At 48.8% G+C, this 16,174-nt stretch carries 14 protein-coding genes; 5 read left to right on the top strand and 9 right to left on the bottom strand.

The window, feature by feature from the left end; genetic code table 11:
* Nucleotides 1-120: 120 nt before the first annotated feature.
* The 6 genes from A3GG_RS11855 to A3GG_RS0104345 all read right to left on the bottom strand — a co-directional run bounded on the left by A3GG_RS11855 (nt 121) and on the right by A3GG_RS0104345 (nt 7,593).
* Nucleotides 121-2,244, bottom strand: a complete 2,124-nt coding sequence (locus A3GG_RS11855; RefSeq protein WP_018358104.1) for a GDSL-type esterase/lipase family protein — start codon at nt 2,242-2,244, stop codon at nt 121-123.
* 207 nt (nt 2,245-2,451) lie between these two features.
* A complete protein-coding gene (locus tag A3GG_RS0104365) occupies nt 2,452-3,435 on the bottom strand; it encodes an NAD-dependent epimerase/dehydratase family protein (RefSeq protein WP_018358103.1) in 984 nt (327 codons plus the stop codon).
* Nucleotides 3,432-4,652: a serine palmitoyltransferase gene (gene spt, locus A3GG_RS0104360; RefSeq protein ID WP_018358102.1), complete on the bottom strand. Its 1,221-nt coding sequence runs from the start codon at nt 4,650-4,652 to the stop codon at nt 3,432-3,434. Before spt ends, A3GG_RS0104365 begins: the two co-directional genes overlap by 4 nt.
* A gap of 524 nt (nt 4,653-5,176) precedes the next feature.
* Nucleotides 5,177-5,965, bottom strand: a complete 789-nt coding sequence (locus A3GG_RS0104355) for a ribonuclease III family protein (protein WP_018358101.1) — start codon at nt 5,963-5,965, stop codon at nt 5,177-5,179.
* 9 nt (nt 5,966-5,974) lie between these two features.
* Nucleotides 5,975-7,231 (bottom strand): beta-ketoacyl-ACP synthase II, encoded by a 1,257-nt coding sequence (gene fabF, locus A3GG_RS0104350; protein ID WP_018358100.1) that lies wholly within the window; start codon nt 7,229-7,231, stop codon nt 5,975-5,977.
* Between the two features lie 113 nt (nt 7,232-7,344).
* On the bottom strand, nt 7,345-7,593 hold the full coding sequence (locus A3GG_RS0104345) for an acyl carrier protein (RefSeq protein ID WP_018358099.1): 249 nt from the start codon (nt 7,591-7,593) through the stop codon (nt 7,345-7,347).
* Nucleotides 7,594-7,747: 154 nt separating this feature from the next.
* Here A3GG_RS0104345 and purN point away from each other — a divergent pair, with 154 nt between their 5' ends.
* The 3 genes from purN to A3GG_RS0104330 all read left to right on the top strand — a co-directional run bounded on the left by purN (nt 7,748) and on the right by A3GG_RS0104330 (nt 10,836).
* Entirely contained in the window at nt 7,748-8,329 is a 582-nt protein-coding gene (gene purN / locus A3GG_RS0104340; protein ID WP_018358098.1) for a phosphoribosylglycinamide formyltransferase, read from the top strand.
* Nucleotides 8,330-8,447: 118 nt separating this feature from the next.
* The gene (locus A3GG_RS0104335) at nt 8,448-10,394 is read left to right on the top strand and encodes a heavy metal translocating P-type ATPase (RefSeq protein WP_018358097.1); all 1,947 of its coding nucleotides are present in this window, start codon (nt 8,448-8,450) and stop codon (nt 10,392-10,394) included.
* 16 nt (nt 10,395-10,410) lie between these two features.
* The gene (locus A3GG_RS0104330) at nt 10,411-10,836 is read left to right on the top strand and encodes a Fur family transcriptional regulator (protein WP_018358096.1); all 426 of its coding nucleotides are present in this window, start codon (nt 10,411-10,413) and stop codon (nt 10,834-10,836) included.
* On the opposite strand, the gene A3GG_RS0104325 is transcribed toward A3GG_RS0104330, so the two are convergent.
* Nucleotides 10,828-11,760, bottom strand: a complete 933-nt coding sequence (locus A3GG_RS0104325; protein WP_018358095.1) for a hydrogen peroxide-inducible genes activator — start codon at nt 11,758-11,760, stop codon at nt 10,828-10,830. The two genes, A3GG_RS0104330 and A3GG_RS0104325, sit on opposite strands and share 9 nt — an antisense overlap.
* 185 nt (nt 11,761-11,945) lie before the next feature.
* On the opposite strand from A3GG_RS0104325, the gene A3GG_RS0104320 reads away from it, so the two are divergent.
* A complete protein-coding gene (locus A3GG_RS0104320; protein ID WP_018358094.1) occupies nt 11,946-12,653 on the top strand; it encodes a peroxiredoxin in 708 nt (235 codons plus the stop codon).
* A gap of 117 nt (nt 12,654-12,770) precedes the next feature.
* Entirely contained in the window at nt 12,771-14,906 is a 2,136-nt protein-coding gene (gene uvrB / locus A3GG_RS0104315; RefSeq protein WP_018358093.1) for an excinuclease ABC subunit UvrB, read from the top strand.
* A gap of 73 nt (nt 14,907-14,979) precedes the next feature.
* Here the strand turns inward: uvrB and A3GG_RS0104310 are convergent, their stop codons facing one another.
* Both A3GG_RS0104310 and A3GG_RS12615 read right to left on the bottom strand, forming a co-directional pair.
* Entirely contained in the window at nt 14,980-15,462 is a 483-nt protein-coding gene (locus A3GG_RS0104310; RefSeq protein ID WP_018358092.1) for a hypothetical protein, read from the bottom strand.
* 256 nt (nt 15,463-15,718) lie between these two features.
* Nucleotides 15,719-16,174: DDE-type integrase/transposase/recombinase (locus tag A3GG_RS12615; RefSeq protein WP_018358091.1), on the bottom strand; the 456-nt coding region annotated here is incomplete at its 5' end.

Here is a 16,174-nt window from a genome sequence, read left to right as displayed (position 1 = left end):
AATTGCAACAGGTCTACCCTAGAATAGACAAAAAGAACCCCCATCCGATAATCTATCGGATGGGGGTTTTCTATTTACTTACGCACATCTACTGCGGCTATAAGGGGCTTACCTAAGCCTCTATTTAAATTCAAGACGGAAGGAGCCTGCAGGTTGAGCACCGTCATAGCATAGATTACACTCTGGTCCCACTATAGGATCCCACGCGTAGACTACGTCTGTCGCACCTGAATTAGCAGGAATCGTCACCTCGAGACTGCGCTGATCTTTAGAGATAATGGCAGAGACCTCTATGCGCTCTCCTGAAGTGGTAATGACTTCCAACCCTTTCACTGAGCTACTCCCGTCGGTGGTGGCGAGTCGTCCTTTTGAAGGGACAAAATCAATGCGCCACTTATCTGCTCCAATTCTATTAATCCCCAATGGTATCGGGCTGTCTGCTACAATATTTCTATGGTAATTGTATTGTAATGCCAAGGCAACAAGCCTATTTGCCACCGGGAGCTTCTCTTTTGGGTGTACGTCGTTAGGGTCACCATAATCGTGCGACACGGCGAGGTGTACACCCGGGATTATAGGATCGCTTGCCAACATAGCCTGATGCCACCTAAACCAGGGCCAAGGCGTACGCTCGATAGAACTCAATTGTACCGTGTAAATCGGAAGAGATGTGCCATGGTACCTCCTGAGGTCTTCTACCAATAGTGGAAAGAGACGTGCGTATAGCTCGGCATTCTCTGCATCGCTCTCCCCTTGATACCATAGAGCCCCGGCAAATGGGATCTCACCTAGCTGGACGAGTCCGGCCTCATAGTTGAAAGAGGGATCGTAACTATGCCTTTGGAAAGAATCCTTACTTTTCTCTCCCAAATTGGTCGTAGCACGCTCCCTTGCCCATCGCATCATATAATCAGTACTTCGCCAATTGACAAAAGATCCGTGAAAAAACGGGTCCTCTATCAATCGCTCTCTACTTACCCATGAAAGAAGAGGACTACCTCCCACTGCCAATTGCACTACACCTATAGGTACATCGATTTGCTCCTGCAACTGTCTCCCAAAAGCATAACCTATTCCAGAGAATGACAATGCCTCCTCCTCAGCATCTTTCCCCCATTTACCGTGGTAAAAATCCAATTCGTTAGCACGCTGGAGCACCTCATCACTCCAAACCACATTATCGGTGCGAGCCAATTCCCATAGATGAAAAAGGCGTAGCGGTCGTTGGGCATCAGCACTCTTTGCGAGCTCCTTCCCGCCATTGATATTACCAAGGTGCCACTCCATATTACTTTGCCCGAGGGCGAGCCATACTTCACCCACCAAGATATCCGTAAAGCGGGTAGTCTCTTTGCCATGCTTAATGGTCATCTCATAGCTCTTGTAGCTACCCTTAGGCGTCAAAATAATGACGCTCCACCTACCGTCTTCACCTGAGACCGTGCTTAGCTTCTGCCCATTCCATTCTACTGTAATAGGAGTGCCTGCGTTCGCTATCCCCTCCATCTGTATCGCACTGGACTGCTGCAATACCATACCACTGCCCCAGATGGAAGAGATCCGGAAACCTCCAAAGTCTCCAGTCAAGTGCCGGTACACCGTCTTAGCTAGGAGCTCTGCACCGGCCTTATTAGGGTGCAAAGTTGGGCGGTCTGTAATCAAATCAGGGCGGTGCGCAAATGCCCTATTGAGGTCGATAAAGTGTACATTCCTCGCCTGCACCACCTGCTCAATCTCCTTTTGTAAAAGACTGTGCCACACCTGAGTGCTCGATGTATAGCGTTGATGCCCTGTAAATATTGGGGTCATACTACAGATATAAATCTCGACATCGGGATTGAGGCTACGCACTTGATCAATCAACCAGACATAGTCTTGCCTAAACCGGTCTCTGTAAAAGGGGAAATTGCGAGGAGCGGTGTCATTGAGTCCCAAGTGAATGACCGCAATATCGGCAGGGAATGCCATTGCATCTGCATATTGCTGAGTTTTAACATAAGGGTTGTGCCCATTCTTGAGGAGTGTAGCGCCGCTGTGCCCAAAGTTGCGTACCTCATAATCATCACCTAATAATCCCTGAAGCACCGATGGATAACTCTCCGTCTTGGCATCCTTGAGCCCCATCCCCTCGGTGACAGAGTCTCCTATACACGCTACCCTCGTCTTTTTGCTCTGCTGTGCCCAACTCCCTGTGTTACCCAACAGCACAAATAAAGACAAAAACAATGCCTGAATCAATCTCATATCTTTCAAACTAATTATTATCTATTTCAAGCAAAAATACTCATTATAAGTGATTTATTCAAGCCCACATTGAGGTCGTCTATACTTCCGAAGTGATTTCTCTGGATGCTTCAATTTTCTTGTACCGAGCGGGATAGATATATTTGCATGTACAAATAAAAAATTATTCCCGGAGATAACTAAGTCTATCTCTAGGAATAATTCTATCTATAGATTCTCTTTTCGGGGGAGGTCGAGGGCTTCGGCGATACCACTTCTCAGGTCATACTGTGGCTGGAAACCGAGGGATAGGAGGGGAGTGATGTCGCAAAGCCAATTGTGCTGGGCAAGAATCGGATACTTGTCTTGGTTAAACACAAGGGGTTTCCCGATAATCTTTCCGACCTTATCCCCTATATAACATGCTCGTTTGACCAATCGGAGCGGCACACGCACCTCTCTCACCCGTCGTCCTATGAGTTGAGACACAATCTCTGTGAAGTCTTGGTCGGTATAGTCCTTCCCATCGCAGAGGAGGTAGCGCTCCCCATAGCTCTCAGGGTGCTGGAGTAAGAAGCTCACCGCTCTTGCTACATCACGTACATGCACAAAGCTAAGAAGCTGTGGCGTAGTGCCCGATACGAAGCTGAAGCCCCTCTTCATCGTCTGGATAGAGAGGATATAGTCTTGATCTCCTTTGCCATATACTCCTGTAGGGCAGAGGATTACGTGTGGTATCACCGACGCAGCAATGGCCTTCTCCGCTGCCAGTTTGCTCCTTCCGTACTCCGTGATAGGCTGTTGGGGGCTATCGCTTCGGAGTGGTTGCTCTGTGAGATTGGGGGCAAAGCTACTCATACTACTCATGTAGAGGAAGCACTTAGGGCGCTGAGCCAATGCCTCTAGTGCCCTAAGCAGACGTGTAGTATTGCGATAATTGACCTCCATAAAGGTACTCCGATGGCTGCACTTCGTAACCCCTGCATTGTGCACCACATAGTCGAAGCCCCCTATCTCCTCAAAAGCGCTCTTCATCTGAGCTGTAGAGCCATAGTCTACCTCCACAATCGACTCACTCTCGAGCCCCCTTCGATTACTCTCGCTCCGCACAGCCACCCACACTTCATAGCCACTATCCTTTAGCTCTTGGAGTAGGTAGCGACCTATGAAGCCTGTGGCGCCTGTAAGGAGTAGCCTTGGAGGAGGTGTCATTGGATGATATCTAGTTCCTTAAAGCAGAGTTTTAGAATCTTCACTGCCCGCTCTACTTGTTCTATAGAGTGCGTAGCCATGAGGGCAAAGCGCACGAGGGTATCCTCTGGCGCACAGGCAGGAGGGATAACGGGGTTGATAAATACGCCATTATCGAAAGCAAGCTTCGTGACCGCAAAGGTTTTGTCCACATCCCTTACGTAGAGAGGGATGATAGGTGAAGCCGTGTCGCCAATCTCGAAGCCTTCTTCGCGGAAGCGCTTGAGGGCATAATTGGTCACCGTCCATAGTTGCTCTATCCGTTCGGGCTCTTGCTCTAGTATCTCCACCGCCTTGAGTGCGCAAGCGGTAGCCGCAGGAGATGATGAAGCGGAGAAGATATAGGTGCGTGTGGTGTGGCGAAGATAGTTGATGACCGAAGCATCGGCAGTCACAAAGCCTCCGATAGAGGCAAGTGACTTACTGAAAGTCCCCATGATGAGGTCTACATCCTTGGTCACACCGTAATGGTCACAGATACCACGCCCATTGCGCCCGAATACGCCCACTCCGTGCGCTTCGTCTACGAGTAGGGTGGCATTGTACTTATACTTCAGCGCCACAATCTCGGGGAGTGGTGCCAGATCGCCCTCCATAGAGTACACACCATCCACCACGATTAGCTTGAGTGCCTCGGGGTTACACTTCTGTAGCTGACGTTCTAGGTCTTCCATATCGTTGTGCTTAAATCGGATAGACTTCGCACTGGCGAGCCTGCGACCGTCTATGATAGAAGCATGTACACGGCTATCATATAGAATATAATCATTGCGCCCCACGAGCTGAGGGATTACACCCGAATTGACCGTAAAGCCAGTGGCGAGAACAAGTGCATCATCCTTTCCGATAAACTCCGCCATCTTACGCTCCAGAGTATTATGAAGGTCTAGCGTGCCATTGAGGAAGCGAGAGCCCGCACAGCCACTGCCGTACAGCTCCATAGCCATCTGCCCAGCTAGGATTACCTCGGGGTGATTGGTCAGACCCGTGTAGGCATTGGAGCCGAACATCAATACCCTCTTCCCCTGCATCGTCACCTCTGGCTCTTGCTTGCTAGTGGTTTCTCGGAAGTAAGGGTATATGCCCTTCGCCATAAACTCTTGCGGTACACGGTACTGCTCTGTTCGTTCCTGAAGTATGCCCTTAGTCTTTTGTTGTAATGTTGCTTGTAGCTCCATGTCTGTATATAAAAGGATAAAATTACATTCTGCGGGCAAATATAGTAATTATATCCAGTAAATTGCACGTATATGCAGATAAAATCGTGAGTAAAATAATATGTATTTTGTTTTAGCCTTTCGATATAACTAAAATGCGTCCGCAGCGTGTCGGCTGCGAGCGCACAGAGTATTCCTTGAAAAAACTAATAAAATTGCTTTTGCTTTAGAAGTCTTGTCGCCCACCATGAGTAGGCGTTCCAAAATATTTTCCGTCGTTGGAAAGGTAGGTTTCCAACCGTGGAAACTTTTATTTCCGTCGATGGAAACTTATCGTTCCAACCTTGGAAACTTTTGTTTCCATCGACGGAAACTTCGCAATCCCCGGCTGACGATACCTAATTGTTACTTGTTTATCCATGATTTTGCTAACTCAATGTGTCTACTATTTCAGGAGAGGACAGAACTTATAAAGACAAAGCAGCTACACGAATATCAACATCCGCATAGCTGCCTCCAAATTTATTTATCACAATCTAGAGAAATTACTTCGCTCTTATCTTCTCGATACGCCGAAGCGCCTCTTTCGATGCGTTTTGGTGTGCTTTCTTCTTAGAATTACCCACACCTACGGTACACATCTGCCCGGTAGGAAAGTTTATTCTTAGTTCGCAACGGTGGATAAAGCCCTGCTCCTTGGTGAAGTTGGTATCGAGGTGTACAAACTCGTAGTCTACCTTCTCCTTCTGCATCAGGATAATGAGCTCAGTCTTGTAGTCCTCTTCCTTCTTGGCTACCACACGTACATTGTTCTTGGAGACAATCAGGTTGGAACGGACGAACTGAGCCGCAAAGTCGTACCCTTTATCCAAGTACATGGCACCTATTAGAGCCTCCAGAGTGTTGCCCATCACATCTGCGCCCTTGAGTGTGACGCCGCTATCTGCGTAGATGAGCTTATCTAGTCCGAGCTTTGCTGCAGTGGCATTCATATTCTGCCTATTCACGAGATAGGAGCGGATACTCGTGAGTGTCCCCTCGGCTTCATCAGGATAGAGCTCATATAGGGTATGCCCTACTGCTAGGCTCACCACGCTATCGCCAAGGTACTCTAGTCGCTCATTGCTCCGCATACCTCCAGCACCTTCGTACGAACGATGGGTAAGAGCCTGAGAGTATATCTGAGGATTACTTATCTCTGTGCCCATCATCTTCTCCAACGCTATGTGGCGGAGTGTTTTGGGATTCCCCTCTAGTACCTCTTTCTTTCGGAAAGGGGTGGCGAGCTTGCGCACCCTTTTCCGAACTATAGTTAGTATGGCTCTTATGCCCATAGGTGTTGCTTATTCTTCGTACTTCTTGAATATTACAGAAGCGTTGTGACCGCCAAAGCCAAAGGTGTTGGATAGAGCCACCTTGATAGGACGCTCTTGCTTTACATTGAAGGTGAAGTTGAGCTTATAATCTATTTCTTCATCCTCATCACCATCGGCATGGTTGATAGTTGGTGGAATCACACCGTCCTTGATGGCCATCACGCATGCCATCGCCTCTATGGCTCCAGCTGCTCCTAGGAGGTGACCGGTCATAGACTTGGTACTGCTGATGTTGAGCTTGTAGGCGTGGTCACCAAATACGCTCTTAATAGCTTTCACCTCGCTAATATCGCCAACAGGGGTAGAGGTACCGTGTACATTAATATAGTCTATGTCCTCTACCTTGAGCCCAGCATCATCAAGCGCATTGAGCATCACCAGCTTTGCGCCTAGCCCTTCTGGGTGAGACGCTGTGAGGTGGTAGGCATCGGCAGATAGACCGCTACCAATCATTTCTGCATAGATCTTGGCACCGCGAGCCTTGGCGTGCTCGTACTCCTCAAGCACTAGGGTAACGCCTCCTTCGCCCATCACGAAACCATCACGACTAGCACTGAATGGGCGTGAAGCCGCCTGAGGGTCATCGTTGCGGGTAGAGAGTGCATTCATGGCATTGAAGCCACCTAGACCTGCTATGGTGATAGGCGCTTCGGCACCACCGCTCAGAATCATATCGGCCTTGCCTAGACGAATCAGATTGAACGCATCGATGATGGCATTGGTACTAGACGCACAGGCGGATACTGTAGCGTAGTTAGGACCATGGAAACCATAAGCCATGCTGATCTGACCCGCAGCCATGTCGGCAATCATCTTGGGCACAAAGAAAGGGCTGAAACGAGGACCACGCTCTTCGTTGTAGCCCATGACCTCCTCCTCGAAGGTCTTCATACCACCGACACCGCTGGTGAAGATAACTCCTATGCGGTTCTTATCGGCTTGCTCTAGATCGATACCACAATCCTTGATCGCTTCGTCCGCACTTACTAGGGCGAACATGGTGTAGCGGTCATACTTGCGTGCCTCCTTGCGGTCGAAATGCTTATTGGGGTCGAAGTCCTTTACCTCGCAGGCAAATTGTGTCTTGTGTTTCTCGGTATTCAGCAGGGTGATTGTCCCTGCACCGCTCTTGCCTGCTTTAAGTGCTTCCCAGGTGGTAGGCGCATCGTTGCCTACAGGTGTGATAGCGCCTAGTCCGGTCACTACTACTCTCTTAAGCTCCATATATATCTGTAATGATAATTGTATACTTGTTATCTGAATATCTTTGCTATTTAAGAATAAAAGTGCTCCCAAGGGCGTTATCCCCAGGGAACACTTTTATATAAGCTTACTGCTTACTTGCTAGCAAGAGCCTCCTCGATGTGCTGGATAGCATCACCTACAGTCTGGATATTCTGAGATACCTCGTCCTCGATAGTGATATCAAAAACCTTCTCAAACTCCATGATTAGCTCTACGGTATCAAGTGAGTCAGCACCAAGATCGTTGGTGAAGCTAGCAGCCTCTGTAACCTCACTAGCATCTACGTTTAGCTTGTCTACGATGATCTCCTTTACCTTAGCAGCAATTTCTTGATTTGCCATAGTTAATCTTACTTAGTAGTTATCAATATTCAATCTTATTACTTATCCACAAAAGTAGCTATCTTTGAGCATACATCTCTGTTAACTACGGAGCAAAGATATAAAAAATAATGCACAGGCAATATATGAGTGTGCACATTTAACTTTATTTGAGATGAAGAAGATAGCGATATTTGCCTCAGGAAGTGGATCGAATATGCAGAAAATTGCGGAGTATCTACGTGAGCACCCACAAGCAGGGGTGCAGATAGCTTGCGTAGTGAGTGATCAACCAGAGGCTTATGTACTGGAGCGTGCCAAGAAGCTCGGCATCCCGAGCCACTGCCTTACGCGTGAGGAACTAAGCACCCCTAGCGTGTTCTTGCCCCTCTTGAAGCAATATGGCATAGATGCCATTGTCTTGGCAGGGTACTTGAGACTAATCCCAGAGTTTCTACTAGAGGCTTATCCTCAGAGGATAGTCAATATTCACCCGGCACTCCTCCCTAAGTACGGCGGTAAGGGGATGCATGGGATGCATGTCCATAGGGCTGTGAAAGCAGCTGGGGAAACGGAGTCGGGCATCACTATACACGTGATAGATAAGGAGTATGACCGTGGGACAACTTTATTCCAAGCGAGTATAGTGATAGACCCTATCCACGATACGGCGGAGCAGATTCAGCAGAAGGTAATGAAGCTAGAGCATTGTTACTTCGCTCCTGTGGTGGTTCGGTGGGTCAATGAACTAGGTTGAAGTCCTAGGGAAGTCGGAGGAAGATTAGCTGGTTGGTTCTCTGTGGCAAGTAAGTTGCAAATGAGTTGCAAGGTAGTGTCCTTATCTTTGTGGAAAGATAATATTGATAGGAGGATTTATGAGTGATAAAAACTGTAGTGGCGGCTGTGCTTGTGGCTGTGCTAGTAATAGTACTTGTGGCACTGAAGCTACCCATAATCATGATGAGAGTTCCAAAGGACTAAGGAGAGTCAACGTTTCGGTTGCTATCTTGCTATTGACTGCGCTGGTGTCGTATTTCTTCGAGTGGTGGGGGGTAGAGTGGCTGAAGAGCATTGCTCTAATGATAGCTTTTCTCCCAGTAGGGCTTCCGGTAGTGCTCGAAGGGTGGAGCCTGATACGCCACGAGCGGTCTTACTTTAATGAGTGTACCCTAATGGTGGTTGCCTCTGTCGGGGCTTTTGCCATAGGTCAGCACTATGAAGCTGTCTTGCTGATGCTCTTGTATCAATTGGGTCAGTACCTCGAGGCTAAGGCGGTAGGTAAGGTGCGCCATAACATCTCCGAGCTTGTGGATGTCCGAAACGATATGGTACAGCTCGTAGAGGGAAGCTCAACCCGTGAGATACTTGCTACAGATGCTTGCGTGGGCGATATCCTACGTGTGGCACCTGGTAGACGCGTGTCGCTGGATGGTAGACTACTCAGTGAGGTGGCGGTGCTGGATCAATCGTCCCTCACCGGAGAGAGTATGCTGGTAGAGTTAGAAGCGGGGGAGGAAGTCTTGGCAGGAAGCTTGGTGAGCCGTATGCCGATAGATATTGAGGTGCTTAAGCCGTATGAAGATAGTACCCTAGCTAAGATACTAAAGATGACGGAGGAAGCTGCCGAGCATAAGCCCAAGACTGAGCGTTTCGTCCGCCGATTTGCAAAGGTGTATACTCCCATTGTGTTTGCCTTAGCGGTGCTCGTGGTATTATTGCCTTGGCTTGTACTAGGTTCGGCTTACGAATTCCAGGAATGGCTCTATCGGGGATTGGTCTTTTTGGTTGTCTCTTGCCCTTGTGCCTTGGTGATTAGTGTGCCGCTTAGTTATGTCTGTGGGCTAGGAGCTATGAGCCAGCACGGTCTATTGGTGAAGGGGGCTATTCATCTGGAGGAGCTTAGGAAGGTCGAAGCGGTAGTCTTCGATAAGACTGGTACACTCACCGAGGGACATTTCGAGGTCAAAGACCTCCGACTCCTTGAAGGGGTCTCACGCGAAGAGGCACTAGGTTATCTCCTCGCCCTAGAGGCTCGGAGTACGCACCCAATGGCGATGGCTATTCAGCGATATGCCGAGGGGGTAGAGCCAGCAGAGGTAGCGCAAGTAGAGGAGTTGCCTGGCTTAGGGCTACAGGCGGTAAGTGCGTCGGGCAAACGATTGCTGGTGGGGAGTGACCGTCTACTGGAGCGCCATGACATCAGTACCCATGGGGTAGGGGGTGCAAGCGTAATCTTGCTTGCCATAGACGGACGATTGGTTGCGGAGGTGGTACTCTCCGATGTGCTTAAGCCTAATAGTACCGAGGCGGTAGAGGCTCTGAGGGCGGCAGGCACGACCCATGTCGTGATGCTCTCAGGGGACAAGATGGAAGCCGTAGTAGAGACTGCCCGAATGGTTGGTATTGCCGATGCTAGGGGTGGACTACTGCCAGACGATAAGATGGAGGCAGTGGCGGAGCTACTAGCCGAGCATAAGGTGGCTTTTGTAGGCGACGGGCTCAATGATGCTCCAGTAATGAAGCTGAGTAGTGTGGGTATTGCCATGGGCGGCATGGGTAGCGATGCCACGATAGAGGCTGCCGATGTGATTATCCAGAGCGATGACCCCCTGAAGGTGCCCCAAGCCATAGATATCTCTCGCTATACCCACAAAATTGTAGTGCAAAACATTAGCTTTGCCCTCGGCTTTAAGTTCCTCGTTATGCTACTGGCGGTAGTTGGGTTTGCTTCGCTAACTCTTGCGGTGATTGCCGATGTAGGGGTGACACTCTTCGTGGTGCTCAATGCCCTGAGAGCGCTCGCCTATAAGTCTAAGGTGTAAGGAATGGAGGAGTGCTATGGATAAGGAGAGACTAACAAGATTGCTAGACCACTTTGGCGTGCGTATTACTCCCGTGCGCCATCTCCTCTATAGAGCCTTGGAGGAGGCAAGCACTGCGATGAGTCTGAACGACTTAGAGACGGAGCTGGTAACGGTGGATAAGAGTAGTATCTTTCGCAACCTACAGCTATTCCTTGGGGTGGGATTGATTCATCAGATACAGGATGGTAGTGGAATAGCTAAGTATGCGGTCAATCAGTCGCACGAGCACAGCCACGCACACTTCACGTGCGAGGTGTGTGGCGAGACGATATGCCTCGATGGATTGTCGCTGGATTATAGCCAACTGCTTTTGCCTGAGGGGTACAAGGCAGGTGGCTATACCCTCATTATTAAGGGGGTATGCCCGCATTGCAATAAGAAACAGTGGCGTCTACCTTAGCAATACACTATTTTGGCGATGAGGGGAGAGCATCTCCTTGGGCAGGCTCTTACAGATTTTCTCTACTAAGAAGTCCCTAAGGCGTGTGCGGATAAAGTGAGGGTGCGTGACCATCATAATCTCTCGGGTAGGTACTGGAATAGCGAAGGGACGCACTAGGCGCTTTTGCTCTTGGGAGAGCTGGTCTATTGCCAATTCGGGTATAAAGGTAACTCCTCGCCCTCCTTCTACCATGCGCATAAAAGTCTCTATACTGCCCAGATGATAAGCTCTTTGGCTTGCTGATGCTTCCTTAATCTGGCAGAACCGAACCAGCTGGTCACGGAAACAGTGTCCCTCCTCTAGCAACCACAAAGATTTACCTGCAAGGTCGCTACTTTTGATTCTATTTACCTTGAATAGCTCATCTCGCTCTGAGACGTAGGCAAAATACTGTTCGTAGAATAGCGCTGTAATCCCAAACCCATCTGTAGTCCCGATATCCGCCATGATACCTGCATCTATTTCACCTCTGAGAAGCGCTTCTTTGATACGAGGCGACTTCATCTCCGTTATCCTTATATCCAGCTCGGGGTGCTCTCGCATCATCTGAGGAAAGAAGCGAGGGAGTAGGTAGGGTGCTATGGTAGGTAGGATGCCTATATGAAAGGTGCCTGTGAGAGAGCCTTGCGACTCGCGGACGGTGCCGAGTAGTTTCTCTGACTCGCGTAGAACCACTTCGGCTTGTGCTACTACCGCTTCGCCAATAGGGGTGATACCGAGAGGTGTTTGTTTGCGATCGAAGAGCTTAGCCTCCAGTTCGTCCTCCAGTTTGGAAATCATCGCACTCAGTGTGGGCTGCGTTACGTCGCACTCCTCGGCTGCTCTGCCAAAGTGTCGCGTGCGGGATAGCGCAAGGAGGTATTCTAGTTGTTGTAGTGTCATATCTATCTTTATTTATACAAATATACACCTTTTACCTATCTCTCCAAAAGGTGCTGTAGACGGGGCTTGCCGTTGGGGTATAGTTTTTATCTATAATGGTATAGCTTCAGTCTGTTGGTAGTCCTAATAAAGAGAGATACCTTTGTGCTGTAATTAATAACATAACTACTATAAAAGAAAGAATTATGGAACAGGAGAAGGTTTATACAATGCCAAGGATTGGTGATAAGGCACCATCATTTCATGCAAAAACTACTCAGGGCGAGATCAACTTCCCTGAAGACTTCCAAGGTAAGTGGAAGATCCTATTTAGCCACCCAGCCGACTTTACACCAGTATGTACTACTGAGTTTATGACCTTCGGCAAGAGGCAGCAGGAGTTTGCCGACCTCAATACTCAGCTTGTAGGTCTTTCTATCGACGGTCTCTATAGTCACATCGCTTGGCTACGTGGCATCAAGGACCTAGAGTTCAATGGGATGAAGGATATCGAGGTAGAGTTCCCTCTCGTAGAGGATATCACCATGGAGATTGCTAAGACCTATGGTATGATTCACCCAAATGAGAATAGCACTCAGGCAAGCCGTGCGGTGTTCTTCATCGACCCACAGGATAAGATCCGTACCATTATCTACTATCCAGCTGCGCTCGGTCGTAACTTCGATGAGATTGTACGTGTACTCAAGGGTCTTCAGGTAGCTGACGAGTTCGGTGTAGCTCTTCCAGCAGATTGGCAGCCAGGTGCTGAGGTTATCCAGCCTACTGCAGGCTCTTGCGGTGTAGCTAGAGATCGTATGCAGGGTAAGGAAGCAGACCTTAAGTGCTACGACTGGTACCTATGTACTAAGCAGCTCTCTGAGGAGCAGATTAATAAGGCACTCTATAAGAAATAATTTATACCCACAAGTATAGAGTGTAGGAGGTTATGCAGGCATGCTCTGCATAACCTCCTTTTTCTAGGGCACAAGAAGTAAGCCGTGAGCCGAAGTAAAATAGTATCTTTGTAGTCTATGAAGGAGTTTGAACTAGTTTCTAAATTTGCACCGATGGGCGATCAGCCCGAGGCGATCAAGCAGCTCGTGGAGGGTATCCGTTCTGGGCAGCACAAGCAGACCCTATTGGGCGTGACAGGGTCGGGTAAGACTTTTACTGTGGCAAATGTGGTGAAGGAGTTAGGGATGCCTACGCTGGTACTGAGCCATAATAAGACGCTCGCAGCTCAGCTCTATGGAGAGTTTAAGACCTTCTTCCCCCATAATGCAGTAGAGTACTTTGTTAGTTACTACGACTACTACCAGCCCGAAGCCTATCTCCCTAGCAATGATATGTATATCGAGAAGGATATGTCTATCAATGACGAGATAGAGAAGCTGCGCCTCAAGACCACCGCCTCTCTCCTTTCGGGGCGCAAGGATGTCATTGTCGTTGCTAGTGTGAGCTGTATCTATGGTATGGCGAACCCCCATGACTACGCTTCTCAGCGTATCGATATCAGTGTGGGGGAGGAGATAGAGCGCGATGAATTTCTTCGGAAACTAGTCAACGCCCACTACATACATGATAGAGCGGAGTTTAAGCCTGGTACCTTTCGTAATCAGGGAGATACCCTCGATATATTCCCTGCCGTGGAGGGCTATGAGGGGATGGCATACCGAATAGAGTTCTGGGGCGATGAGGTGGAACGCATAAGCTGTGTCAACCCTCTAGATATGAAGGAGATGAGTGCCCTCGATGAGGTGCAGATCTATCCTGCCAATTTATTTGTGACCACCAAGGAGCAGACGGAGCGGGCCATACAGATGATAAAGGCGGACTTGGAGCTGCAGGTAGAGCTCTTCCACAAGATGGGACGCTCCGAGGAGGCAACAAGGCTGTACGAAAGGGTGACCAACGATGTGACGATGCTCCAAGAGCTAGGGTATTGTAATGGTATTGAGAACTACTCTCGCTACTTCGATGGGCGTGCTGCAGGCGAAAGACCCTATTGCCTACTCGACTACTTCCCTAAAGACTTCTTGCTCGTAATAGACGAGAGCCACGTGACTATCCCTCAAGTGAGGGGTATGTACGAGGGGGATAAGTTTAGAAAAACCAACCTCGTAGACTATGGCTTCCGTCTTCCTGCCGCTATAGATAATAGACCACTGAAGTTCCCCGAGTTTCAGGCGCTTACGGATCGTACCATCTATGTGAGTGCTACTCCTGCCGATTTCGAACTAGAGGAGAGTGGCGGCATGATTGTAGAGCAGATTATTCGCCCTACAGGTCTACCCGACCCTATCATAGAGGTGCGCCCCGAGAAGAATCAGATTGACGACCTCGTGCATGAGATACACCTGCGTATAGAGCGGGGGGAGCGTACGTTGGTGACCACGCTCACTAAGCGCATGGCGGAGGAGCTTTCGGAGCACCTCGCAGAGCAGGGTATTCGTACGGAATATATCCATAGCGAGGTGGTCACCATCCGAAGGGTGGAGATTATGGAGGGACTTAGGAGGGGCGACTTTGATGTGCTGGTGGGCGTCAATCTGCTTCGTGAAGGATTGGATCTTCCCGAGGTGTCTCTCGTGGCGATACTAGACGCAGATAAGGAGGGCTTCCTACGTAATCATAGGTCGCTAACCCAGACGGCCGGACGAGCTGCACGTAATGTGAATGGTATGGTGATTATGTATGCCAATAGAATCACCCCAAGTATGCAGCTGACTATAGATGAGACCGCTCGCAGGCGAGAGAAACAGCTCGCCTATAATAAGCTACATGGAATAGTGCCCAAGCAGATCATAAAGAAGAGTGCTTCTATCCTAGAGCTAACCGGACCAAGTAAGGGTGGAACCTTTGAGCCTAAGGAGGTGCGTCAGTATCGGGTAGAGACCGATAGGCAGCGCGCTGCGGAGAAGGGTTTCGAGTACCTTTCTAAGGAAACACTGGCTGAGAAGATAACATCTACACGTGAGGCTATGGAGGCAGCTGCCAAGGCGCTCGACTTTGTCTCTGCCGCTCAGTATAGAGATCAGCTCTTCGAACTACAGGCTATGCTTGGCGATGAGACCCAAGTGACGGAGCAAGAAGTTCGGGCACGGAAGAAGAAAGACGCCGTAGCGCATCAGCGTACAGCACATGAGCGTAATAAGTCTAAGAAGTAGTGCTAGTCCTACAAGGGGAAAAAAGAAAAAGGAGCGACGAGATGGATAGTAGACCATCTTGCCGCTCCTTTTATTATTGAATCTTTTTGAAAAGTTCATCACTAGTGATTACCTTTTCGATCATACCATACGAGGTATAATACACTTTGTTGGATCCACGGGAAGCCAATTCCCTTAGGCTTCTTTGCTTCTGGCTCTCTCCCTCCAGTCCTATGGGGGTAATAGGAGCATTGCTACCGTCGATCTTAGAGTAGAAGTCGGCATCCTTATCATCACCATCAATACAGATGGAATAAATAGGAGTATTGGCACTGCGAAGTTCAGGGTTATTGATTACCCATGTATTGGCCATTCTAGAGGTCGCATCTTCAACCGACCATACCACCAGCACCGCCTTTGGCTCGCTTGCTAAAGAACCGCCGATGTCCGTCCCTTCCACTACAATGCTTGGTATCTGCTCTCCAGGATTAAACCCCTTGTCGGGAGTCGTTGTGGAGCTCTTGCCTGAAAGTAAGAGCACGGGTAGCAGACCAAACAACATAGTCTTTAGTCTCATAAATATCTATTTAAGTACCACTTTACTCGTCGCCTAATACCCTTGATAGAGCACCGTACGGCAGCGAGTCCTCCGAGTTTCGGAGCATGGTGACACTCCTCTGAGTGTCATCGAAACGGAGCAAAGATACTAATAAATTGCGAAATAGGGACTTTCCCTATCTTGCTTCTCCAGAAGCGTTCTATCCAAATATTGTCTTTGCAACGTCCTTTCCCATCCATACTTATCCTTATTCCTTTCTCCTCTAGTAGCTCTACTACTTCTTGCTCGTATACTGTACGCCTTGGTCTGAGTTGATGTCTCGGGGGCATCCATACTGCTCTATACACTCCTTTACAAGGTCGGTGCAATTATTAGCTGAAAGCGTATTGGAGAGCTTCCAACCCACCACAAAACGACTATAAACATCTATAACTGCAGAGAGGTACATAAACCCTTTCTCTATAAGGATATAAGAAATATCTGTCGACCATACCTGATTGGGTCGCTCTATCTTAAGCCCTCTAAGTAAGTAGGGATGTATATAGCTCGGCACAGTACCCTTACTGAGGCTCCTCTGTGGATAGATCACCAGGATTCCCATCTTACGCATAAGTCGCCTTACACGCTTCTCATTCACTGAGTAACCTCTCAGTCTTAGCATATCACGCATATGCACAACTCCAGAGGTCGGATGCTCAGTATGGTACTCATCAATAATACGCATCATCTC

Source organism: Porphyromonas levii DSM 23370 (assembly GCF_000379925.1).
Lineage (GTDB): Bacteria > Bacteroidota > Bacteroidia > Bacteroidales > Porphyromonadaceae > Porphyromonas_A > Porphyromonas_A levii.
Note: the sequence above shows the minus strand (reverse complement) of the source record. Positions and strands in the feature narration are given on the sequence as shown.